Here is a 22,618-nt window from a genome sequence, read left to right as displayed (position 1 = left end):
CATTGCCTGCATATAGGGGAAACCGCTGGGTCCGTGCCGTTTTGTTAAATCCTTTTCTCTTAAATACCCTTATTCAAAGGGTTTTTGAAAAAATTGATCAGTTTTATGATCAGGAGATATCGTGTTAGATGAATAAACAGAATTTGAAAAGGAGGAGAAATATGACAAGGAAAGTTGGCACAGAAGATGCCATTCAAAGATGGAACCGATTTGCCGATGCATATGCCGCCAATCATACCGAACTTGGAGACATCCACAAAGAAGTGTTTTTAAATCCTGCTATTTTTTCTCTCATTGATACGGTAAAGAATAAACGTGTGCTCGATGCCGGGTGCGGTGAAGGGTATTTCAGCAGGCTGCTGGCCAAGGCCGGAGCGAGTGTAACGGCTGTCGATTACTCCCCGAGAATGATCGACATTGCCAAGGAAAGAACGCCGGATGATTTGCCGATTAAGTATCGGCACGGCAACTGTGAAGACCTGAATATGTTCGAAGACAAAAGCTTTGATTTGATTATATCGAATATGGTCATGCAAGACCTTGCGGATTATGAAAAAGCGTTTCAAGAAATGCATCGGCTGCTGACAGACCGCGGATTTTTTATTTTTTCGATTTTGCACCCCTGCTTCATTACGCCGGAAAGCGGCTGGGAGAAAACAAAAGACGGAAAAAAACTGCATTGGAACGTTGATCGGTATTTTTATGAAGGTACATACGAACAAAAGCTTGGCGATCGGGAGAATATGCTGTTCTTCCATAGAACCTTAACGAGCTATATTAACACTTTGATGAAAACGGGCTTCATGCTGGAAGGCATAGTAGAACCAAAGCCATCAGAAGAAATCCTGAAAAAATATCCGTCATTTGAAGAAGATTTCAGATGTCCTGATTTTATCGTTTTTAAATTAAAAAAACGTTAAAAGCAAGCATTTGAAACAAGAACGATTAAAAGTAAAAAGTATTCATTTTTCTTTTGCAAACTTCAAAAACAAGAAAAATATAACGATGATTATACAATAATTCAATGGGTTTATAAAAATATTCATGTTTAACGATATTTGCAGTAAAATCCACAATATAAAAATTACAATTATAGAAGGTAATATTAACTTATTCATATGGAAACACCTTTATATATATCAGATTAAAATAACGAGGGATTTCTCTTTCCCTCGTTATTTTTTTCTTTTAACATTAATCAAAGCAAGATGCTGCAGCACCCGTCAATCCTCTACCGACGCCGCCAACAATAGTTCCTACAAGGCCAGCACTAACCGTTCCAACAATGGGTATCGTAACAGTACCAACAGCCGCTCCTGCTAATCCCCCTGTACCTGCGCCTGGAAATTAAAAACCTGTATTTTCCATTTTGCCACAACTCACCTTTCAACATGTCTTCTCAACATAGAAATTATTCTATTCAAATAAAAACTATGTACAAATAATATGGGGTTCAAAGACTCAACCCTATCGAAGATATACTTAACATACCCACAATCTTTTGACGGTCACCTTTAAGAGAAGAAGCGAAGCGAAGTGAATGTGCTTTGTGCATTTGCTATATGTCCTACCAATTTTCTTACGGGAAGCCCCCGTCTATATGATTGGATAGTTTGGTCTTCCTTTAAAATACAGTTATAGCACCGTTATTTGCTCTTCAACAAGATTATAGCAATCAAACTCAGTCGCAAATCGGTTCTTTTTTCACTCTTGAAACGGTCATCCCATCGCCGATCGGCATCAACAGGGATTCTAATTGAGGATGGGCGGCGACCGCTTGATTGAATTTCTTCATGGATTCGGTATGACGCTTCGGTGCAGCATCATCGTCTGCTACACTTCCCCCTGCAAGCACGTTATCGGCAACGATTATAGCGCCAGGTTCCGCCAATTTGATGCAATAAGCCAGGTAATGTTCATAATTTCCTTTGTCTGCATCGATAAAGAAAAAATCGAATCGCTTTTGATTGCTGGCTAATGTTTCAAGGCTTTCCAGAGCCGGTTCTGTCATATCCGGTACCTGGCTGCCGAATCCCGCTTTAGAGAGATTGCTGTGTGCCAGGCCGATGGAAGGAAGAATTTTTGAAATCGGACAATAATGTGATGGTGCACATTACAAAAATTAGAGAAAAAATAGAAGAAGACCCCAAACACCCTATATACATTAAAACTGGAACGGAATATAAAATATGAGGAAGTTTGGAATTAAGCTTGTTGCAAAGCTTCTTGGCGCGATTGCAATTAGTTTTCTTGGAAGTCACCATACATACATCAACACGCCCTCAACCCCGTCGACTGGTACCTTTGCCTTCGAAAAAGCGAAACGCGAGAACAAGCCTGTTCTCGTATCTGGTATAGCTTGATCGGGCATCTATACCCATATCCTAGGATAATCCACTCATGTAGAACTCCATTAAAAGATAACAGAAGCCATTTTAAACGATAATGCCATTTGTTCAAATAATACAGTTTACCTTTTATGTCATTCATTTTTTAAAACCTGTAATCCGTAACTATGCGGTAGCAGGTTTTTTTATTTACTTGACTTAGAGTTAACTCTAAGTTGTAAACTAACTTTAATCAAAAGAGAGGGATGATGTTTGTTGTATTCCATTAGTAAAGCTGCTGAGAAGACTAGTATTAGCTCGTATACATTAAGATATTACGAAAAGATCGGGTTACTTCCACCACCAAAACGAAAAAACAGTGGAAGGCGTTTTTATACAGAGACCGATATTCAGTTCATGACATTCCTTAAAAGTTTAAAGGAAACAGGTATGTCTTTGGAGGATATTCATGAGTTTGTCAAAGACGGCTGCATTTTGGAAAAAATCAATTCGGATGTTAAATCGGCACAACTCTCCCCGTCTATAAATAAACGTATTGAGATTTTAACCAAGCACTTAGAGAAAATGGAAATTAAAAAAAACGAGCTGGAAGAAGTAATTTCTACTACAAAAGGAAAACTGAATACATATTATTCAATTTTGAAAGAGGAAGTGGAAAACAAATGAAACATTTAAATATATACCTGATGTTACTTGGCTTCTCTATTTTTACAGGAGCTACTTTTAATCTTGCAAAATATACAGTTGGATATTTTTCTCCATCGTCTTCTGCGGCATGGCGTTTCGGTTTAGCTGCTGCGGTGATGCTCATCATTTTGATTTTTACTGAAGGTATAAACAAGAGTCAATTACGGAAAAACGCCGTTTCATACATTGTGCTTGGAATCATAGGTATCTTTGGATTTAATGCATTGTTTTTTGTTGGGTTGAAATATACATCTCCCGTTAACGGAGCATTAATAATGGGTCTGAATCCTTTATTAACAACAATTCTCGCTCGAATAATCTTAAAGGACAAAATTACAAAAAAACAAGCGCTCGGCATATTCTTTGCTTTCATCGGTGTATTGTTAGTTATTACACAAGGTTCTATCGAAACCATTAAAACCTTATCAATTTCAGGCGGAGACTTAATAATCTTTACAGGTAACATTTGTTGGGCACTTTATGGTGTACTTGGACGTCGGTTTGTAAAGGATGGAACTCCACTATCTACAACCACTTATACGATGGTTATCGGTGCTGTTAGTTTAATAGTAGTTTCCTTATTTACATCCAATCCTGTTTCTTTACCGAACATCCCGATTGGAGTTTGGGGAGCAATTGCCTTTATGGCTTTCTTTACAAGTGTTTTGGGTTACCTATGGTGGAATCAGGGGATTAAGGAGATTGGGGCAAGTAAAACATCTTTATTTTTCAACCTTGTTCCCGTTGTAACGATGATTATTTCATTTGCTGTTGGAACACCGATAAAGGTATTTCAAGTTATTGGGGCTGTGTTAGTTATATTAGGCGTTTTAACTGCTTCGGGGGTAATACGTATTCCTAAGTACACTACTAAAGAACAGTCAGCTGTATAAAGAAACAGGGATTATTTTTGAGAAAATGTGTTAAGTTAAATATAAACTAATTATAGGAAGAAGGTGATCCCATGCCAAATAAAAGTAAACCCAATAGATTAATCGCTGAGAAGTCTCCATACTTACTCCAACACTCCCACAACCCCGTCGACTGGTTCCCTTGGGGAGAAGAAGCATTTGACAAAGCAAAACGCGAAAACAAGCCGGTTCTGGTCAGCATCGGCTATTCGACTTGCCATTGGTGCCATGTCATGGCTCATGAAAGCTTCGAAGATGAAGAAGTCGCGAAGCTCCTGAATGAAAAATTTGTCTCTATTAAAGTGGACCGAGAGGAGCGGCCAGATGTGGATTCAATTTATATGACGATCTGCCAGATGATGACGGGGCAGGGCGGCTGGCCGCTGAATGTGTTTTTGACGCCTGATCAGAAGCCTTTTTATGCGGGTACATATTTTCCGAAGACAAGCCGGTTTAACCGGCCGGGGTTTGTTGAGGTGGTGAAGCAGCTTTCCGATACTTTTGCGAAAAACCGGGAACATGTTGAGGATATTGCCGAAAAAGCCGCCAACAACCTGAGAATCAAAGCGAAAAGCGATGCCGGCGATGCGCTCGGCGAAGACATGTTGAGGCGGACGTATCAACAGCTGATCAATAGCTTCGATGCGGCATACGGCGGTTTCGGAAGCGCACCGAAATTTCCGATCCCCCATATGCTGGCATTTCTGCTTCGCTATCATCAATACAGCGGCGAGGAAAACGCGCTGTACAGCGTGACGAAAACGTTGGACAGCATGGCGAACGGCGGCATTTACGACCATGTCGGCTACGGGTTCGCCCGCTATTCGACAGACGACGAATGGCTCGTTCCCCACTTTGAAAAAATGCTTTACGATAATGCTTTGTTGCTGATCGCATATACTGAAGCCTATCAAATCACGAAAAACGACCGGTATAAACAGATTTCCGAGCAGATCATCACATTTGTCCGCCGCGAAATGACCGATGATAAAGGCGCTTTTTATTCAGCGCTTGATGCCGACACGGAAGGCGTGGAAGGCAAATATTATGTGTGGTCAAAAGACGAAGTCCTCGAAACGCTCGGGGATGAACTCGGCGAATTGTATTGCGCTGCCTACAACATCACGCAAGAAGGGAATTTTGAAGACCGCAATATTCCAAACTTGATCTACACCAGGCTGGAAGACATTAAAGATGAATTCGTGCTGACAGATGAAGAGCTTCAGAACAAGCTTGAAGAAGCGAGAATAAAACTTTTTGAAAAACGGCAGGAAAGAACGTATCCGCATGTCGACGACAAAGTGCTGACATCTTGGAACGCTCTGATGATCGCGGGTCTTGCCAAAGCGGCGAAAGTCTACAATGCGCCCGAATACTTGGAGATGGCACGGGCGGCAGTCGAGTTTATCGAGAATAAATTGATTCAAGACGGACGCGTCATGGTCCGCTACCGTGACGGCGAGGTGAAACATAAAGGGTTTATCGATGACTACGCCTTCCTGCTGTGGGCCTATATCGAATTGTATGAAGCATCACTTGATTTAACCGATTTGCGAAAAGCCAAAAAGCTCGCCGCGGACATGACCGGGCTGTTCTGGGATGAAGAGCACGGCGGTTTTTATTTTACGGGAAGCGATGCCGAGGCTTTGATCGTGCGGGATAAAGAAGTATACGACGGCGCCCTCCCGTCCGGAAACGGCGTCCTGGCCGTGCAGCTGTCCCGGCTGGGTCGGCTGACCGGCGATTTATCGCTCCATGATCAAGCGGCAAAAATGTTTTCGGCATTCCATGGAGACGTCTCCGCTTATCCGAGCGGCCATACAAACTTTCTCCAAGGCCTGCTGAGCCATGTCATGCCGCAAAAAGAAATCGTTGTGTTCGGAAAGCGCCATGACCCGGACAGACAGAAGATCGTAAGCGCTTTGCAGCAGGCCTTCCAGCCGAACTATGCCGTCCTCGCCGCAGAATCGCCTGACGATTTCAAAGGGATTGCCGACTTTGCGGCCGAATACAAAGCAGCCGATAACAAAACGACTGTCTATATTTGTGAAAACTTCGCCTGCAGACAGCCGACGACGAATATAGACGAAGCGCTCGATCAGTTGGTTTAAACGGATGCCATCATGGGAATAACATCTGCAAACACCTAATCAGAAAGGGGTTATGACCATGAAGCAAAAGAATCTGATCTCAGGTCTCGCCGTTGTTGCCGGAGTCACCGCATATATTCTCAAAGACGAAACAAACAGACAAAAACTGAAATCGTACTTGCAAAACGTGAAAGAAAAGATCCCTTACTTTTCGGAAAAACACAACGTAGATTCATTCCCGGTTGAAAAAGCAGGCCATCCGTCTCCGCAAGATATCGAAGATAACAAAATGGTATCGGAAGGATCCATGTACCCTGTTCAATACTACGATGAAAAGAAAAAATAGCGATGCATGAGCTGTCATACTTAATGGCAGCTTTTCTGCTGCCGTTCTAAAAACTGCAAGCGGATTATAAATATAAAAATCCAAAAATAAAGCCGCCCGGTCGGCAGCCTCTTCAAACCTTATATTTTATTTTCATAGCAATAATGATTGACAAGCTCTTCAATTAAATCATGTTCTGGAAACTCTCCGTGAAACTCAAAGGGAATCTCCTCGACAAACCGGCCGCGCCGGTATACATGGATGGCGCCGTTTTGTCTGGTCACGCTGTATTCCGGTTCAAACGTGTATCCGTTCCGCTCTATTGCACCCATTGATCATGCCCGCCTTTCAAAACAACAGTTCATACACTTCGTTTAATTCTCTTGTTCGTTTATGGTCCTGTTCATTCAGCGCATATTTCATCTCATGTTCAAGCACTTGATTCAGAAATTCCATTTCCCGCTCCTCCAAGTGCTCGACAAACTCTTCCTCATTGGCATATCGCCCGGAAACGACTTTTCTGTAAATGTTTTGTCCTATGCCGTGTTCAAGGTGATTCGACAATGACTCACGGAGGTAGCCCAATGTTGTGTCCATGATTCAATCTCCTTTTTTACCTTATAGGTTGGGTGAATTCTTGATGATTCATGCATGAGCGGGCCAAATTTTCAATAAGAAAAAGGCAGTAAAAACTTTCTCCTCCCCACATGGTAGCGCCTAAAGCCGGCAAATGAATCCCAAGCGCTTTAAAGAAGAGAAAATTCAAAAGATCATAAACACTTCCAAATAAGCGAGAGCTTTCTTTATGATTTGATCCAGTCAAGCATCGCGTTCACGATCTCATCCTGCTGTTTAACAGCTGGGATCTTCGCGGGACGATCCCCCTTTTGTTCGCCATACATACCAAATTGCGCGTGGTTTCCCCCTTTGATTTCCTCAAACACTGTTGTATCAGGCAGGTTCTTTCTGGAGGCTGCTGTTTTTTCTTGAGTTGAAAGGCCATCGCGTTCACCAGATATAGAAAGAACACGGTACGGCGCATTTTTTATCGATTGCGAATCAGAAGGATAGGAGGCGAGAAAATAAAGCCCGTCAATCTTATCTGGATGCTTTTTAGCGTACATGGCTGCTGCCGTCCCTCCTAAAGAATGACCGCCGAGATACCAATGATCAATACTGCTGTTTTCTTTTATAATCCTTTCTGCTTGATCAGGATTGAAAATGGCCAAAGAAAAAGGCATGCGCGGGATAAAGACACTGTAACCATTTTGTTTAAGCTTTTCGCCGATGTAAGCATAAGCAAGCGGTTCAACTTTTGCCCCGGGATATAAAATGATCCCCGTATTTGCCCCATCCGCTTGAAATGTGTAAACACCGTTTTTACTTTCGACTTGATCAAGGTTGATCATCTTTTTGAGTTTGTTTGATGGTTCATATGTGAAACGGCTCCACACAAAAAACGCGCTGAATAACAGAACAAAAACTGCGATTAACGAATAAACCGCAGTTTTCAAAACCTTTCTTCGTTGCATGTTTCACCAGTCTTCCTCTGTTTGGTTTTAATTTAGCTTCTGGAAAACCCACCGCGGCTCACCCGTCGGAAGTGCGGCTTCTGCATCCTCCCAGTTGCAGTTTGCATAAAAAGGCAATGATCGCAGCACCATTAATGAAAAAACGATATACTCAGCAATCAGGCCGAAGGTATTTTTCCGTGATTTAAAATGTGCTGGAGTTCATTAAGCCTTTGAATTTGATAAGTCGGCTCAATGTCCGTATCATTCGCTAATATGCCCGGATTCATCCAGCATGTATCCAATCCGGCCAGCCGTCCCCCTTTTATGTCCGCTGTCAATGAATCCCCGATAATCAGCCCTTGATCGGCAGAAAAATGAGGAATCCGTGCAAAAACGTAATCAAAGTATTCTTTCATCGGCTTTTGAAAACCGGTGTCCTCTGAAACAAAAATCCCTTTAAACATCGGGTATAATCCTGAAGCATGCAGACGCTTATACTGCGTTTTTGAAATACCGTTCGTCACGATATATAATTCATATTGATCCTGGAGGCTTTCAATTAATTCAAGAGCGCCGTCCATCAACTGATGTCCTTCTTCAAGGAAGCTGCGATACTTCTCCTCAAGCAAAACGCCGTCAGCCTCTAGACCATATTCTTTGAATAAAAGGGAAAAACGCGTATTTACCACTTGGCCGCGGTCTATCTCCCCTTTTTCAAACGCCCTCCATAAACCTTGATTGATTCGTCTATAATTCGCTTCTATTTCAGCTGTTAAAGAAATTTGCCGCTCCTCAAAAAGCTTACGCAGTGCTGACTTTTCCGCCGCACCGAAGTCTAATAGTGTGTCATCCACATCAAAAAATAAAGTACGATAATTTTTCACAGATGTTCCTCCGTTTACTGTTTTGTTTAGTAGTTGAAATGGCCTCTATATCCCCGCCCCCGCCTGAATTGATAAAACCGGATCGCCATCGATTACTTGATAAGCAAGTGCAGTCCACCCGCCTTGCTCGGGAGAAATAGTCACCCTGTCGATTCCATAATGGTCCTTCAACATTTTTTCAAGACTGAACATTGCGTTCACCTCCGCAAAAAACACACTCCCGGCTCACTTGCCGGGAGTGCGGCCATCATCTGATTAGTCAATTTCCTTTGCATCAGGTTTCAGCTGCTGAACGCGCCTCATGTACTGTTTGACTTTCTCGGCTTCTCTGAAAAGGTATTGTTCATCAAGATGTTCAGCGACTGCTGCGGCTGTCTCTTCAAACAGATCCCCCATCTTAAACAAGCTGTGCCATACACGCTCATAATCAGCTGGCGGATACGTCTCCAAAAGCCTTTCCCACGTATTTCGATCAACATAGCGATCAAGAAACTTTGCATTCTTGCCTATGCTCAGCGAAAAGCCCGTTTCAAATCCGACCTTCCATTCGAGCATTTTCAGCAGCATGGCCCTGACAAGATTTAAGTGATCGAGTGCATAAAGGATTTCCTGCCGCCACAACCCTTTGGCCACATATGTCGATGTCCACCAAAATTCATTGCAGCAGTCGGCGAAGCATTGCGGGGACGGTTTTTGCACCCAATATTCCCGATCCGTCGGCGGCGGGATAGCGGGCAAATCCTGATCCTTATCAAGCAGGATCACGGTCAAACCGTCTTCCCGGCAGTATTCCAGCTTTTCTTCCAGCGGCACAAGAATCAAATCAATGCGGCTGCCGTCTGTAAATAACATTAAATACGAAAAGCGGTTGCCAAGCTCATTCGGAAACAGCTCCATCGCTTCCGGCGTCTGCATGATGATCCGCTCTCCAAAAACGTCCACCCAGCCCGGCTCATCGAGAAATGACTGCATATCTGTTACAACATAGACCATATCATAATCGCGAAAAGGGTCTTTCGGGACGTTCGGATTCGTCCGCGAACCGTTCATGCCGACCGCTCTGACACGGCTGTCCTCCCGTGCGACCTTCAGCACCAAATCGATGATTTCCTGCTCTGTACGCATGTATATAAACCTCCTTTTTTTAATGGTTATAGAAAAACGTGATGAGGAGGTCCGCGAATACGTGGTTATATGAAATGCTCTGGAAACGTCATCAATATATCCTCCCTCTTTTAGCGAATGGCTTTCAGATAGTCTTCAAGGCGATCAAGCTGTGAAGAAAAGCCTTCGGCCATCCCTTTATCCAGCAGCTGGTGAAGCTCTTCCGGAGAAGAGAAATGAGAGCGTGTGATCAGATTTGTCTGTTCCCCGTGCTCTTTGAAATAAACCTCAATTAAAATCTCCGGCATGCCGGGAATAACATTCCCTTCCTCATCTGTAAACATATCCGTGTACACGATCCTTTCCGGTGCCGAAATCTCTTGAAAAACAGCCTTGCCGCAAGATTTCCGGCCATAGAATTCGCCTTGGTTTTCATCTCTGCATTCCATACAATAAAGCCATACGCCACCTGGCTGAAACTCAAACCTGCTGTTGGCAGTCTGCCATCCTTTCGGCCCCCACCAGCTTTCCAAATGCGCTGACTCAGAAAAAGCCTTAAATACCAGTTCCCGCGGCGCCTCGAAACTCCGCTCCATGACCAGGGTTTTCCCCTCTGATTTCCCTTGAACGCTGTGTGCCTCTTTGTGATCGGACATCTCGATTCCTCCTTGATTGAATATCTAAATGAAACAGAAAAAACCCTGTGCCAGCAAGTGTTTTATTTGCGAATCTTGATCAGCTGCCGCTCCTCAAAATAAAACATGCCGGCAATTTCATCGATGTATTTCTTTTTATCCAGTTTGACATGCTTGCCCAGCTGAAGAGCCTTTATATCAATGAAAAAGTCTAAGCGGTCGTCTTTTTCTCTGTCCTCCTCACCGTCCCAGCAAGAGTAAACTTCAATATCTTCGCCATCGGCAATATTTGAATTGATATAGCTGAATAGCGCCCTTATGTCATTTCCGGGTCTATGCAAACAGCCGGTTGCCTCATACACAAACGGCTTGCTGAATTTTGTTTTGATCATTTCGTACCCTTGATCAAGCTCAGCGATGCTAATCAAACCTTCTTCTGTTTGATCCAGGAAACTCCCCAGCGGAAGCTCCTGATCGGCTGCAATAAAATGATGGAGTGTCAACTGTCTTCCCTCTTCTTTCCGGTATAAAAAAGAACCCTATTAAAGGGTTCTTCAAATCGCTCATTTTTCCTGCTCAGCAGTTATTTCCGTCAAGGTCGCACTGCAAGCCGGCTGCAGGCTTTTGTTTGCTTTCCTCTTCAATCACCTGTTCAAACACTTCCCTCGCAGCGGCCCCGGCGATCCGTTCATTGCCAATGATAAATGTCGGAACGGCCGTAATGCCTGCTTCTTCGTAAGCGTGTTGGAGCGCCTTCCGCTGCACGTCCTGATATGTTCTGGAGCTTAAAGCTTCTTTAAAAGCCTGCTCATCCAGTCCGGCTTCTTTAGCCAGCGCTGTTAATACGTCGATGTCGCCAATATTTTGATCTTCCTGGAAAAACGCTTGATAAATCCGGTCATTGTACGCTTTCGCTTTACCGTGTTCTTTCGCAAAGTGGTAGCCTTCATGAGCCAAATCTGTATAAGGATGCGGAGAGACGTTCGGGAGCTTCATGTGGACGCCCCAAGCCTCGATTCGCGGCTTAATAGCGCCGTCCCACATCGCCAATTTTGATGGATCATTTAACGGATCAAGCTGCTCAGATGGGCGCGGCCTCAGTTCGAATGGCAGCCACTCGACTTCCACATCTTTGCCTTCGATCGCTTTTTCGAATTGGTCTTTTCCGAGGAAACAGAATGGACAGACATAATCGGAATATACTTTAATATTTATCGTCATATTTTTCTTCCTTTCTTATCATTCAATCAACTGTATGTAACAATAATAGTTACAATTATCTCTCCTGTCAATCTTTTTAGCATGAAGTTAAAATCCGCAATGATCGGGAACTTTCTGCTGTTTATATCGTAATATGATGAGTTACAGCTTGCGCCATCCACTTCTTTGACAAATATCGAAAAGGAGTTTATCAAATGAAAATAGAAAACAACAATAGCATGAAACCGTTTTTCTCCATGATTCTCACATCCGGCGTACCCAGGCTGGCTTTAACCGTCGGTTTGACCGCAAGCCTCGTCACGACATTGGTCGGCCTGTCCATTCCGCTGTTGACAAGAGAAATGGTTGACGGCTTTTCTGCCCATTCGATCAATCTGGCCTTAGCGGGAATCCTTGCTCTCGTTTTTATCGTTCAAGCGGTCTGCGACGGGTTTTCGACCTATTTTCTTTCCTATGCCGGGCAAAAAGTGGTCGCTTCCCTGCGCGAGCGTATGTGGTTCAAGCTGCTGCGCCTTCCTGTCCGCTACTTTGACGAAAAGACGAGCGGTGAAACCGTCAGCCGTGTTGTTAATGACACCGGCATTGTTGAAAGCTTGATTTCCGACCATTTTCCGCAGTTTGTTTCCGGCATCATCACCATTGTGGGATCGGTAATCATTTTGCTGATCATGGATTGGAAAATGACACTGCTCATGCTGATCTCCGTTCCGATCACGACCTTCATCATGATCCCGCTCGGCATGAAAATGCAGCGTATCTCCAAAACGCTGCAGGATGAAACAGCTTCTTTCACCGGACATGTCCAGCAGACATTGAGCGAAATCAGATTGATGAAAGCATCAAACGCCGAGCATACAGAAAAAACGAACGGGTTATCAGGCATTTCGAAGCTCTTTCAATACGGCCTCAAGGAAGCCCGTATATTTGCGCTCGTCTCCCCGTTTATGCACCTTGTCATTATGATTGTGATCGTCGCCATCATCGGCTACGGCGGCATCCGCGTCTCTGAGGGAACGATGTCGGCAGGCTCGCTGATCGCCTTTTTGCTTTATCTGTTTCAAATTATCTTCCCGATCACGTCGTTCACAATGTTTTTCACTCAGCTGCAAAAAGCAAAAGGGGCAACAGAGCGGATCATCGAGATTTTGCATACTGAAGAGGAAGAGGGCCAGGAAGGACTTGAGATGGATATCTCCAATCTGCCGATACATGTCGAGAATGTATCTTTCTCTTACGGCGATGACGAGCCTGTCTTGCGGGAGGTATCTTTCGACGTCGATCCCGGGCAGATGATTGCATTTGTCGGTCCGAGCGGCGGCGGAAAAACGACGATGTTCGGCCTCTTGGAACGATTTTACGAACCGGACTCAGGGGCCATTAACATCGGGGAAACACCGATCAACAAGCTGTCGATGAAATCGTGGCGCAGCCAGATCGGCTACGTGTCTCAAGACAGCCCGATGATGTCCGGCACTATCCGTGAGAACTTGTGCTACGGCTTGGACCACGCCGACAGCATTGACGATCCAGAACTGTGGAAAGTCGCGGAAATGGCTTATGCCGACACATTTATTAAACAATTTCCAGAGCAGCTTGATACGGAAGTCGGCGAACGCGGCGTCAAGCTATCCGGCGGCCAGAGACAGCGGATCGCCATCGCCCGCGCCTTCCTGCGCGACCCGAAAATTTTAATGATGGACGAAGCGACAGCCAGCCTCGACAGCCAATCAGAAGCCATCGTCCAGCAGGCGCTCGCCCGCCTCATGGAAGGCCGCACCACCTTCGTCATCGCCCACCGGCTATCGACAATCGTGAACGCGGACCAAATTATATTTATCGAAAAAGGCGAGATCACAGGGCGGGGGCGGCACCACGAGCTGATTGCTTCGCATGCGCTGTATCGTGAGTTTGCGGAGCGGCAGTTGACGTGAACTTTTATGAAAGAGGAGGTCATTCACATGAACTTTCAACTCGAGGAAGCAATCGAAATCCTGGAGCGCACACCACAAACGCTGAGTCAGCTGCTGACCGGATTATCAAGTCCCTGGATCAGCTGCAATGAAGGCGCCGACACGTGGAACGCCTTTGATGTCGTCGGCCATCTCATTGAAGGAGAAAAAAACAATTGGTTGCCGCGAATCAAAATGATCGTGACAAAAGGAGCAACGGAACCTTTTCCGCCGTTCGACCGCTTCAGCCAGTTGAATCAAAACGACGGGAAAACGATGGAACAGCTGCTTAACGAATTTGCTGAAATCAGGCGGGCGAATCTGGAAGCATTACGGCAGATCATTGATCCTGAAACCGACTTCGAACAAACGGGAATGCACCCTGAGTTTGGAATCGTCAAGCTGAGAGAACAGATCTCGACATGGGTTGCCCACGACCTCACTCACATCTTGCAAATCGCAAGAGTGCTGGCGAAGCGGTATCAGGATGATGTCGGCCCTTGGAAGGCTTATTTGCGGATTTTAGCGGACTAAATAAAAAACATCCGCTCGTTTTACAACGGTCGGATGTTGGATTTTTCGACTCGTCATATCACAACCTGTCAGCACAGATAAGATATGAGGAATGAAACCATTGAATCTTCAACACCAATCAAGGCAACATATTATGAGCTGATTTCTTTTACAGGTCCTGCTTTCCGTTTGTAATGCGAACTGAAAGTCACCAAAACAGCGACAATCGCAATCGTAACCTCCAATGCCCCAAACCATGTAATAGAAGCCAGCGATATTTTTTCTACAAAAATCCCTCCGATTCCTGCACCTGCGGCCATGGCGAATTGCATCATCGATTGATTAATGCCGAGCAATACACCTGACAATTCCGGTTCGAGTGTCGCTAAGTGATATTGCTGCGTCGGGCCGGTAGACCATGCGGCAAACGACCATAATATGAGAATCAACAGTACTCCGACATAAGAATGGGTGACAAGCGACAGCAAAATCAGTGCGATGATATGCAGTGTCATCCCGCCAATGAGTGTAAAGGGAACGCCCCATTTATCGGTGCTATATCCGCCAAACTTCGATCCAACCAAGCTGGCGATTCCAAATATAAGCAAAAAGCCGCTAAGCAAATTGCCGCTTATCCCTGAAACGGTCAGAAGGTAAGGAGACAGATAAGTATATGCAACGGAATATCCTCCAAGCCAGAAAAAAGTGATTGATAACCCCATTGCTACTTTCCGGTTCTTTAAAAGAGAAAGCTGTTGAAGCAAAGGAACGGGCTTATCGCCTTCAGTATGCGGCAAGATCAAGAATATAACAATCATTGCGATGAATCCCAATAAAGCAATTCCTCCAAATACAGACTTCCAGCCTAATGCTTCTGCCGTCATTCTTCCGAGTGGAACACCTATGATTAAAGAAGCGGTAAACCCCATGACCACTGTAGCAATTGCACCGCCCTGCTTACCCGCCGGTGCGATTTTGGCGGCAATTGTTAATGCCGTGACCACAACCATGCCTGCCCCTAAGGCCATAATGACCCGCGCTGCAACAAACCAGCCATAGCCAGGCAGGGTAAAGGCCAGAATATTTCCTATTACAAACAAACCGAGAGCATACATCATTAACTTGCGCCTATCCATACTTGCCGTCAACGCCATGAGAACCGGTGTGAAAACTGCATACACAAGTGAAAAGATCGTAATCAGCTGACCCGCGGCAGCTAAAGTGATCCCGAGTGTATGGGCGATCTGATCCAAAATCCCGGAAATAATGTACTCTGAAGTCCCTACCAAAAAACTGATGATCGCTAAAATATAAATTTTCCAAGCACTAAACATCATCGTTCGCTCCTTCTTCGTTTTATATATTTACATATCACGAAATAACGATATGTAAATCGAAAAATAAACACATCGGAATATGTCGATATGTATGGTGTAAAAATAAACACCTCGAGACGATGTTTATTTTTTAAATGCTCATATCTCTGTTTTAAGAAAGTCAGCAAGCTTTCTAATGGCCTCTTCATCTCTTTTGTAGTACGTATACTTTCCAATTCGTTCCGCCTTAATCAAGCCGGCTCTTAAAAGAATGGCGAGATATTGGGAAGCCGTCGATTGCGTCATTTTCAATTTGTCTGTAATTTGGCTGACACACACCCCGATTGTGTTCATATCAATCCCTTCATGGGGTTCAAAATGACGATCAGGCTCCTTCAGCCATTGCAAAATTAGCAGCCTTGATTCATTTGATAAAGCTTTGAAAATTTCAATAGGTTCCATACCAATCATTATATCTTCATATCGCAAATTGTCAATATGTATGGTGCTCTTTTGACTGTCAGTTCACTCCCGTTATTTAAAGAGTACATAAAAAATCGTTGCCATATCGGTACTTACCCTATATGGATGTTCATGGCTTCTGTCAATTCGGATTTATAGAAATAAAGTGTTTTAAAAAGGATGGGACTTATTTCAATCATTGATACCGCTTCATGTTCATCCGCGGATAAAAAACTGCACCGTCACACTTTTCGTCAGGTTGTTACGGTGCAGCGTATGATGGCGATGATGCAGCTTCCTGAATTACAAAACTACCTTTCAACCGCCTCTTCCAGCACAATAAACGAATACTTTTCAGGGTCGGCTAATACATAAAACAGCGAGAAGAACATCTTCCACCCACGAACCGGACTTCCGCATCTAAACTTTAACGCTTCTCCTTCATCTAACGTAAACCTCAAAGCTTGGCTTACACACCAATCAATTTTCACTTGTATCTCATGTTCGCCAGGCTCCAAATCAATTCGCAGCCTCCCGCCATCTTTGATTTTTCCAGCCTCAACACCATCAATCAGCACTGAGAATTTTCTCATTTTATTCATAAGTTGCGATGTTCTGTTAACTTCAACGTACGCCTCATTGTTCATGGTTACACATCCCCATAGTCTAAAGTTATTATGTACGAGCATCCGCGAGCTTGCTGGCGAACGGGCTTCGCTTAAACACCGCGCCTTTTTTGTTTTCTTCTAGAGACTCGCAAACACAAAAATACCCCTCCAGATCATCCAATCCAAGAGGGGTACAAACTTTTATTTCAAACAACGACTCCTATTCCACCGTCACACTCTTCGCCAAGTTCCTCGGCTTATCAACATCACAGCCGCGGTGCAGCGCTGCATAGTATGCGATCAGCTGCAGCGGGATGACGGAGACGAGCGGAGAAAGCTCCGGATGCACTTCCGGCAGGACAAAGCGGTCGTCTGCTTCTTCCAGGCCTTTCAGCGAGATCACGCAAGGGTTGGCGCCGCGCGCTGTCACTTCCTTGACGTTTCCGCGGATGCTTAAGTTGACGTGCTCTTGTGTCGCAAGGGCAATGACCGGTGTGCCGTCTTCGATCAATGCGATTGTACCGTGCTTCAATTCGCCGCCGGCGAAGCCTTCAGCTTGAATGTAAGAAATCTCTTTCAGCTTCAGGGATCCTTCGAGGCAGACGAAATAGTCGAGACCGCGGCCGATGAAGAAAGCATTGCGTGTTACCGTCAAGTATTCACGTGCGATCATTTCCATTTCGTCTTTCTGGTCGCAAAGGGCTTCCATCGCGTTTCCGATGATGCCGAGCTCTTTAACAAGATCAAAGCCGAGTGCTTTTCCGCGGGTTTCCGCAGTCACAGCTGCCAAAATAGCGAGAACAGCGATTTGCGCCGTATATGCTTTTGTTGACGCTACCGCGATTTCCGGGCCGGCATTCAGTAAAAGCGTATAGTCCGCTTCACGGGAAAGCGTGGATCCCGGTACGTTGGTCAATGTCAGCGCTTTGTGTCCGAGCTTTTTCACCTGTACGAGAACCGCGCGGCTGTCAGCCGTTTCTCCGCTTTGAGAAATAAAGATAAACAGCGGCTTTTCAGAAAGCAATGGCATATTATAAGAGAATTCGCTTGCGACATGGACTTCAGCCGGAACTTTCGCCCATGTTTCGATAAATTGCTTGCCGACAAGGCCGGCATGATAGCTCGTTCCGCAGGCAATGATATAGACGCGATCCGCTTCTGCAACAGCATTTGCAATATCTCCAGGAATGGAAAGCTTGCCGTTTTCATCTTGGTACGTCTGAATGATTTTCCGCATGACAAGCGGCTGTTCATCGATTTCTTTTAACATGTAGTGAGGGTATGTGCCTTTTTCTATATCGCTCGCATCAAGCTCTGCAATATATGAGGCACGTGACATCAATTCTCCGTCAAGGTTTTTAATCACGACTTTTTTGTCTGTGACAATCACCATTTCTTTATCCATAAGCTCCACGTATTCGTTTGTCACTTGAAGCATCGCCATCGCGTCAGACGCGATCACATTGAAATGGTCTCCAAGGCCGACAAGAAGCGGGCTTTTATTTTTCGCAACATAGATTGTTTCTTTGTTTTCATGATCGAATAATGCAATCGCATAAGAGCCTTTGAGCAGCATGAGCGTTTGGCGGAACGCTTCTTCCGTGTCAAGGCCGTTATTGACGAATTGCTCGATCACTTGAACGACAACCTCTGTATCCGTATCGCTTTTAAGGGTTACATCTTGTAAATATTCGCGCGTCAGCTGAACATAGTTTTCGATGACGCCGTTATGAACAAGTGTAAATCGGCCTGATGCGCTTTGATGCGGGTGAGCGTTTAGACGGCTCGGTTCCCCGTGAGTCGCCCAGCGTGTGTGTCCGATTCCCGCTTGTGACTTTACGTTTGCATCAACGGCTAAGCGAAGATCGGCGATCCGTCCTTTTTCTTTAAACACGTGTACGCCGTCTTCGTTCGCTACAGCGATTCCAGCTGAATCGTAGCCGCGATACTCCAGCTTTTCCAAGCCTTTAAGTAAAATTTCCTTTGCATCAAGCTGGCCAATATAACCTACAATACCACACATAATTTTCTTCCTCCTAAAGTCGCAGGCAGGAGACGAAGAAAGTCTGCTTATCAGGCGGGGACATTCTTCGTCCCCTCCTACATGTTTTTTTATGGAAGATCATGCGATTTCCCTTTGTTCAAAGAGTCGCCTCTTTGGTTTGAGGAAATCCTTGCGGCTGTGATCTTGTGGTCAGCCGGGAGGCATCCGCCGAAAATTCGATAAACCTCCATCCTCGTCAACTAAGCTGTTTCATCCGTACGCTTAGTCCGGGCGCTATAACTATAAAAAATGGTTCTGCCCTGCCTTTCCTTTAAAATTAAAACAAGACAAGCTGATTTTACTATACGCTAAAGGAACCGTCAAACATTTTTCAAAATGGTTCACATTTTTTCCAAGATTGAACGGTTCCCTTTATCTTATGTCAAATCAGCATGTCTCGTTCGTCAGTCTTCTGCGGAAAATCACTCCGCTCCCATTTCAGCTTTCACGACATCTGCAATGCGGCCTACGTATTTCTCGCAAAGCTCCTTCGTTTTCGCCTCAGCCATGACACGCACAAGCGGCTCGGTGCCGGACGGGCGCACAAGGATGCGGCCGTCACCGTTCATTTCCTTCTCAACTTCTTCGATGACCGCTTTTACCTTTTCGTTCTCCGTCACTTTATGTTTATCGGTTACTTTCACGTTCAAAAGGAGCTGCGGAAACTTCTGCATCTCCGCCGCAAGCTCTGACAAAGACTTGCCTGTCATTTTGATCGTGTTCATCAGCATGATCGCAGAAAGCAGACCGTCGCCTGTCGTATTGTAATCAAGGAAAATCAGGTGTCCCGACTGTTCTCCGCCGAAAGTAAACCCGTCCTTTTTCATCGCTTCCACTACATAGCGGTCGCCGACCGCTGTCTGAACGCTTTTAATGCCTTCCGCTTCAAGCGCTTTGTAAAAGCCGAGGTTGCTCATCACTGTAGAGACAACTGTATTGTCCGCCAGGCGCCCCTCGCTCTTCAAGTACTTCGCGCATATGTACATGATTTGATCGCCGTCTACGATATTCCCCTTTTCGTCGACAGCGATCAAGCGGTCGCCATCCCCGTCAAACGCCATGCCGACGTCTGCTCCCTTTTCTTTCACAAATTCGGCCAGGGCTTCAGGGTGGGTTGAGCCGACTCCGTCATTGATGTTTAATCCGTTCGGAGAAGTCCCCATCGTCGATACATCTGCGTCAAGATCGGCAAACAGGTGGGTCGCCAGCGAAGATGTCGCTCCGTGCGCACAGTCAAGCGCGACATGAATGCCTGTGAAGTCTTCATCAGCAGATTGCTTAAGAAACTGCAAATATTTCTGTCCGCCTTCAAAGTAGTCGTTCACCATACCCAGATCAGCGCCTACAGGCCTTGGCAGGTGATCTTCAGGCTGATCCATCAGACGCTCGATTTCAAGCTCCTGCTCATCGGAAAGCTTAAATCCGTCGCCGCCGAAAAACTTAATTCCATTGTCCTCTACAGGGTTGTGGGAAGCTGAAATCATCACACCCGCTTCCGCGTCCATAGCCTTCGTCAAATATGCGACGCCGGGCGTCGAAATCACGCCGAGACGCATGACTTCTGCTCCTATCGAAAGAAGGCCTGCAACTAGGGCACCTTCCAGCATATGGCCGGAAATACGCGTATCACGGCCGATCAGCACCTTGGGGCGCTCCTTATCTTTTGTTAGGACATATCCGCCAAAGCGTCCGACTTTAAAGGCCAGCTCGGGTGTAAGTTCACTGTTTGCCACGCCTCTTACACCGTCTGTACCAAAATACTTGCCCATTAATATCGCTCCTTTTTGATTCATGAAGGTTGTGAATCCTTTTCAGAATGATTCTCTTCTTCTTCATCCTGACCATTATTTTTTTCGTTTTGGGTTGTTTGAGATGAGATTTTCACTCGAATGCTCTGCCGCGGCAGCGACCAAGTCATGTTCTGCGGTCCGTTTACTTCCAGCTTCACGTTATGCTCGCCGTCATCGAGATCCGCCACATTGACATAGAGCTCGACGTCGGAAGGCTGGAGTTTTTCGATCGCGGCTGTCGAGCCCTTTGCCGTGATATCCAGCTTGCCTGACTTCGGATCGAGAAATTCAAGATCTCGGCTGTCATTCAGCCCCGCGGTTTTAATTGAAACGTTCTGCAGTTTTTTCTCTTCTTCCTTGTCAACTTTCACCTTGATTTTCACTTTTTCGGGTGACACTTTTTTAGCGCCGTCCGGCACTTTAATGTTGGCTTCCAACTCAGTGTCATCTTTCATTTTACTTAAATCAACCTCATCGGCCTCGACAAATTCTAACGAATCAAGAACATTTTGCGGCCCGTAGACGGTTACCTCTCCCGGACTGATATCAAGGCTGGAAATGCTGATACCGTCAGGAAGGCTCCCTTTCCGGTCAACTTTGACGGGAATCTTTTTGCTGGGGCTTGTCACGGGAACGGTGATTTTAACGACGGATGGACTGATTTCAACCGGAAGAACATTTCCGTCCCTGTCGTACACTGTTAGCTTGGCTTCTTTTTCAACCGTCTGGTCGACGCCCTCTAAATTGATCGTCGCCTTAATGTTTTGGATTCTGTCGATCACGGCTTTTGAGCCGGTGACGCTGACGTTTTTCGGGTTGATAATCGGCAGCTCCGGCGTGTAGCCGTCTTTCATTTTGTTTTTATTATAAAAATCAACCTCGACCGGGAATTCCTTCGTCGTTTTTTCTTCGATGGTCACGGTTGTCACCGATGGATTGATGGTCAGAGTGAGGTCTTCGGCAACATTTCTGGCCTTCAGCTCGACTTTGTGCCTGCCTGTTTTCAGATGCTGCATATCGGCATAAATCTCAAAATCCTTCACTTGTCTGACCTTCTTGACGGTTCCTGTCGGGCCTTTAATCGTGACATTCACCGTCTGCGGCACGCCTGTTACGACGTAGTTTTCATCATCATAAAACGATTTGACCGGTATATCGGTGAGCGTCGCTTCGTCTGTCGTCGATGTCGGGAAAAACGATTCACCTGGTTTCTTCGGAGTCGGCGCTTGAGCGCTGTGGACCGCAAAGTAAAGAAGAAACGCGAACAATAATGCGACTACTTTGACAGCCCAGGGATTGTTTAAGAACTTATCCATTTTTCTTCGCCCTCCAATACCAGCGATTTGAGGAAGTTTCTCGCGAATTTTTCTTGAATTCCGCTTCAAGCATGTTTTTCAATGCCTCTTCCGATAAATCACGGTGAAGGTCTCCGTTTTTGGCGACGCTGATGCCGCCTGTTTCTTCGGATACGACAACTGTCAGACTGTCGGTCACTTCACTGATTCCCACTGCTGCTCTGTGCCTCGTCCCAAGCTCTTTTGATATAAAAGGGCTTTCTGAAAGCGGAAGGTAGCAGGCGGCTGCAGCAACCTCATCATTTTTCATAATTACGGCACCGTCATGAAGCGGTGTATTCGGAATAAAGATGTTGATCAATAGCTCAGAGCTGACCTTTGCATTTAAAGGGATCCCCGTTTCTATGTAATCGCCCATTCCCGTCTCCCGTTCAATCGTCAGAAGCGCGCCAATCCGGCGTTTCGCCATATATTTAATCGCTTTTGTAATCGCATCAATCGTTTTCTGCTGCTGCTCTTCCTCAGGTGTTCCGCTCCTCGAAAAAAAGCGCCCCCGCCCCAGCTGTTCCAGCGCTCTCCTCAATTCAGGCTGGAAGATGATAATGATCGCCAGGAACCCCCATGTGATCGCCTGGTCAACCAGCCACTGCAGGGTGCTTAATCCTAAATATTGACTGGCCAGCCTGACGAGAACAATGACCACGATTCCCTTTAAAAGCTGAACCGCTTTTGTTCCGCGGATGACCATCATTAATTTATATATTACGTACCAAACAAGGAGAATATCAACGGCATCGCCGAGGTACTGCAAGAAAGGGATATCCTCAAAAGCCATTTCCTCGTCCTCCAAGAATTCAGTCATTAGTAAGGTTAATATGTTTCAAAATGGTATGATCTATTATTTTTACATATACAGAGGCTA

Annotated in this window: 24 protein-coding genes and 4 pseudogenes; 9 read left to right on the top strand and 19 right to left on the bottom strand. The window is 45.4% G+C overall.

What is annotated here, in order from left to right:
* The first annotated feature begins 161 nt into the window (after positions 1 to 161).
* The gene (locus QMZ64_RS16470) at positions 162 to 920 is read left to right on the top strand and encodes a class I SAM-dependent methyltransferase (RefSeq protein WP_265624996.1); all 759 of its coding nucleotides are present in this window, start codon (positions 162 to 164) and stop codon (positions 918 to 920) included.
* A gap of 42 nt (positions 921 to 962) precedes the next feature.
* Here QMZ64_RS16470 and QMZ64_RS16465 read toward each other — a convergent pair whose 3' ends face one another.
* From QMZ64_RS16465 to QMZ64_RS16455, 3 genes and pseudogenes are all read right to left on the bottom strand, one after another.
* Positions 963 to 1,118, bottom strand: a complete 156-nt coding sequence (locus QMZ64_RS16465) for a hypothetical protein (RefSeq protein WP_265624997.1) — start codon at positions 1,116 to 1,118, stop codon at positions 963 to 965.
* A 76-nt stretch (positions 1,119 to 1,194) separates the two neighbouring features.
* A pseudogene (locus QMZ64_RS16460) lies at positions 1,195 to 1,341 on the bottom strand (Pathogenicity island protein); the annotation flags it as partial.
* Between the two features lie 340 nt (positions 1,342 to 1,681).
* Positions 1,682 to 2,062: pseudogene (locus tag QMZ64_RS16455) on the bottom strand (O-methyltransferase); the annotation flags it as partial.
* A gap of 5 nt (positions 2,063 to 2,067) precedes the next feature.
* Here QMZ64_RS16455 and QMZ64_RS16450 point away from each other — a divergent pair.
* The 6 genes and pseudogenes from QMZ64_RS16450 to QMZ64_RS16430 form a co-directional block, all read left to right on the top strand.
* Positions 2,068 to 2,193, top strand: a pseudogene (locus QMZ64_RS16450) (winged helix-turn-helix domain-containing protein); the annotation flags it as partial.
* A 73-nt stretch (positions 2,194 to 2,266) separates the two neighbouring features.
* Positions 2,267 to 2,351, top strand: a pseudogene (locus tag QMZ64_RS23355) (DUF255 domain-containing protein); the annotation flags it as partial.
* 249 nt (positions 2,352 to 2,600) lie between these two features.
* Entirely contained in the window at positions 2,601 to 3,014 is a 414-nt protein-coding gene (locus tag QMZ64_RS16445; protein WP_265624998.1) for a MerR family transcriptional regulator, read from the top strand.
* Complete coding sequence (locus tag QMZ64_RS16440; RefSeq protein ID WP_265624999.1) at positions 3,011 to 3,928, top strand: DMT family transporter; 918 nt, start codon at positions 3,011 to 3,013, stop codon at positions 3,926 to 3,928. The genes QMZ64_RS16445 and QMZ64_RS16440 overlap by 4 nt, the downstream gene beginning before the upstream one ends.
* 71 nt (positions 3,929 to 3,999) lie before the next feature.
* A complete protein-coding gene (locus tag QMZ64_RS16435; RefSeq protein WP_265625001.1) occupies positions 4,000 to 6,057 on the top strand; it encodes a thioredoxin domain-containing protein in 2,058 nt (685 codons plus the stop codon).
* Positions 6,058 to 6,115: 58 nt separating this feature from the next.
* Positions 6,116 to 6,382, top strand: coding sequence for a hypothetical protein (locus QMZ64_RS16430; RefSeq protein WP_301441476.1), 267 nt, complete (start codon positions 6,116 to 6,118; stop codon positions 6,380 to 6,382).
* Positions 6,383 to 6,501: 119 nt separating this feature from the next.
* On the opposite strand, the gene QMZ64_RS16425 is transcribed toward QMZ64_RS16430, so the two are convergent.
* The 9 genes from QMZ64_RS16425 to QMZ64_RS16385 all read right to left on the bottom strand — a co-directional run bounded on the left by QMZ64_RS16425 (position 6,502) and on the right by QMZ64_RS16385 (position 11,719).
* Positions 6,502 to 6,693 (bottom strand): YbxH family protein, encoded by a 192-nt coding sequence (locus tag QMZ64_RS16425; RefSeq protein WP_003178500.1) that lies wholly within the window; start codon positions 6,691 to 6,693, stop codon positions 6,502 to 6,504.
* A 16-nt stretch (positions 6,694 to 6,709) separates the two neighbouring features.
* Positions 6,710 to 6,958, bottom strand: a complete 249-nt coding sequence (locus QMZ64_RS16420) for a sporulation protein (RefSeq protein ID WP_265625003.1) — start codon at positions 6,956 to 6,958, stop codon at positions 6,710 to 6,712.
* A gap of 206 nt (positions 6,959 to 7,164) precedes the next feature.
* The gene (locus QMZ64_RS16415) at positions 7,165 to 7,893 is read right to left on the bottom strand and encodes an alpha/beta fold hydrolase (protein WP_265625004.1); all 729 of its coding nucleotides are present in this window, start codon (positions 7,891 to 7,893) and stop codon (positions 7,165 to 7,167) included.
* Positions 7,894 to 8,051: 158 nt separating this feature from the next.
* Complete coding sequence (locus QMZ64_RS16410) at positions 8,052 to 8,759, bottom strand: YjjG family noncanonical pyrimidine nucleotidase (protein ID WP_301441475.1); 708 nt, start codon at positions 8,757 to 8,759, stop codon at positions 8,052 to 8,054.
* A gap of 45 nt (positions 8,760 to 8,804) precedes the next feature.
* Entirely contained in the window at positions 8,805 to 8,951 is a 147-nt protein-coding gene (locus QMZ64_RS16405) for a hypothetical protein (RefSeq protein ID WP_301441474.1), read from the bottom strand.
* Positions 8,952 to 9,014: 63 nt separating this feature from the next.
* Positions 9,015 to 9,884: an aminoglycoside 6-adenylyltransferase gene (locus QMZ64_RS16400; RefSeq protein ID WP_301441473.1), complete on the bottom strand. Its 870-nt coding sequence runs from the start codon at positions 9,882 to 9,884 to the stop codon at positions 9,015 to 9,017.
* Between the two features lie 110 nt (positions 9,885 to 9,994).
* Positions 9,995 to 10,519, bottom strand: a complete 525-nt coding sequence (locus tag QMZ64_RS16395; protein WP_301441472.1) for an SRPBCC domain-containing protein — start codon at positions 10,517 to 10,519, stop codon at positions 9,995 to 9,997.
* A gap of 62 nt (positions 10,520 to 10,581) precedes the next feature.
* Entirely contained in the window at positions 10,582 to 11,001 is a 420-nt protein-coding gene (locus QMZ64_RS16390) for a hypothetical protein (RefSeq protein ID WP_301441471.1), read from the bottom strand.
* A gap of 73 nt (positions 11,002 to 11,074) precedes the next feature.
* Positions 11,075 to 11,719, bottom strand: a complete 645-nt coding sequence (locus QMZ64_RS16385; RefSeq protein WP_301441470.1) for a DsbA family oxidoreductase — start codon at positions 11,717 to 11,719, stop codon at positions 11,075 to 11,077.
* 194 nt (positions 11,720 to 11,913) lie between these two features.
* Here QMZ64_RS16385 and QMZ64_RS16380 point away from each other — a divergent pair, with 194 nt between their 5' ends.
* Together QMZ64_RS16380 and QMZ64_RS16375 are read left to right on the top strand one after the other, a co-directional pair.
* Positions 11,914 to 13,650 carry an ABC transporter ATP-binding protein gene (locus QMZ64_RS16380; protein ID WP_301441469.1) on the top strand — a complete coding sequence of 579 codons (1,737 nt, stop codon included), beginning with the start codon at positions 11,914 to 11,916 and terminating at the stop codon, positions 13,648 to 13,650.
* 27 nt (positions 13,651 to 13,677) lie between these two features.
* Positions 13,678 to 14,202, top strand: a complete 525-nt coding sequence (locus QMZ64_RS16375) for a DinB family protein (protein ID WP_301441468.1) — start codon at positions 13,678 to 13,680, stop codon at positions 14,200 to 14,202.
* 131 nt (positions 14,203 to 14,333) lie between these two features.
* Here QMZ64_RS16375 and QMZ64_RS16370 read toward each other — a convergent pair whose 3' ends face one another.
* The 7 genes from QMZ64_RS16370 to cdaA form a co-directional block, all read right to left on the bottom strand.
* Positions 14,334 to 15,515, bottom strand: coding sequence for an MFS transporter (locus tag QMZ64_RS16370; RefSeq protein ID WP_301441486.1), 1,182 nt, complete (start codon positions 15,513 to 15,515; stop codon positions 14,334 to 14,336).
* A 141-nt stretch (positions 15,516 to 15,656) separates the two neighbouring features.
* Positions 15,657 to 15,959: an ArsR/SmtB family transcription factor gene (locus QMZ64_RS16365; RefSeq protein WP_265625015.1), complete on the bottom strand. Its 303-nt coding sequence runs from the start codon at positions 15,957 to 15,959 to the stop codon at positions 15,657 to 15,659.
* A gap of 311 nt (positions 15,960 to 16,270) precedes the next feature.
* Positions 16,271 to 16,606, bottom strand: coding sequence for a hypothetical protein (locus QMZ64_RS16360; protein ID WP_265625017.1), 336 nt, complete (start codon positions 16,604 to 16,606; stop codon positions 16,271 to 16,273).
* Between the two features lie 181 nt (positions 16,607 to 16,787).
* Positions 16,788 to 18,590, bottom strand: coding sequence for a glutamine--fructose-6-phosphate transaminase (isomerizing) (gene glmS, locus QMZ64_RS16355; protein WP_301441467.1), 1,803 nt, complete (start codon positions 18,588 to 18,590; stop codon positions 16,788 to 16,790).
* A 443-nt stretch (positions 18,591 to 19,033) separates the two neighbouring features.
* Positions 19,034 to 20,380, bottom strand: coding sequence for a phosphoglucosamine mutase (glmM, locus tag QMZ64_RS16350; protein ID WP_243943899.1), 1,347 nt, complete (start codon positions 20,378 to 20,380; stop codon positions 19,034 to 19,036).
* A 20-nt stretch (positions 20,381 to 20,400) separates the two neighbouring features.
* Positions 20,401 to 21,717, bottom strand: coding sequence for a CdaR family protein (locus QMZ64_RS16345; protein ID WP_301441466.1), 1,317 nt, complete (start codon positions 21,715 to 21,717; stop codon positions 20,401 to 20,403).
* Positions 21,710 to 22,531: a diadenylate cyclase CdaA gene (gene cdaA / locus QMZ64_RS16340; protein ID WP_003178443.1), complete on the bottom strand. Its 822-nt coding sequence runs from the start codon at positions 22,529 to 22,531 to the stop codon at positions 21,710 to 21,712. The genes QMZ64_RS16345 and cdaA overlap by 8 nt, the downstream gene beginning before the upstream one ends.
* Between the last annotated feature and the right edge of the window lie 87 nt (positions 22,532 to 22,618).

It is taken from the genome of Bacillus sp. LB7 (genome assembly GCF_030449715.1).
Classification (GTDB): domain Bacteria; phylum Bacillota; class Bacilli; order Bacillales; family Bacillaceae; genus Bacillus; species Bacillus paralicheniformis.
Note: the sequence above shows the minus strand (reverse complement) of the source record. Positions and strands in the feature narration are given on the sequence as shown.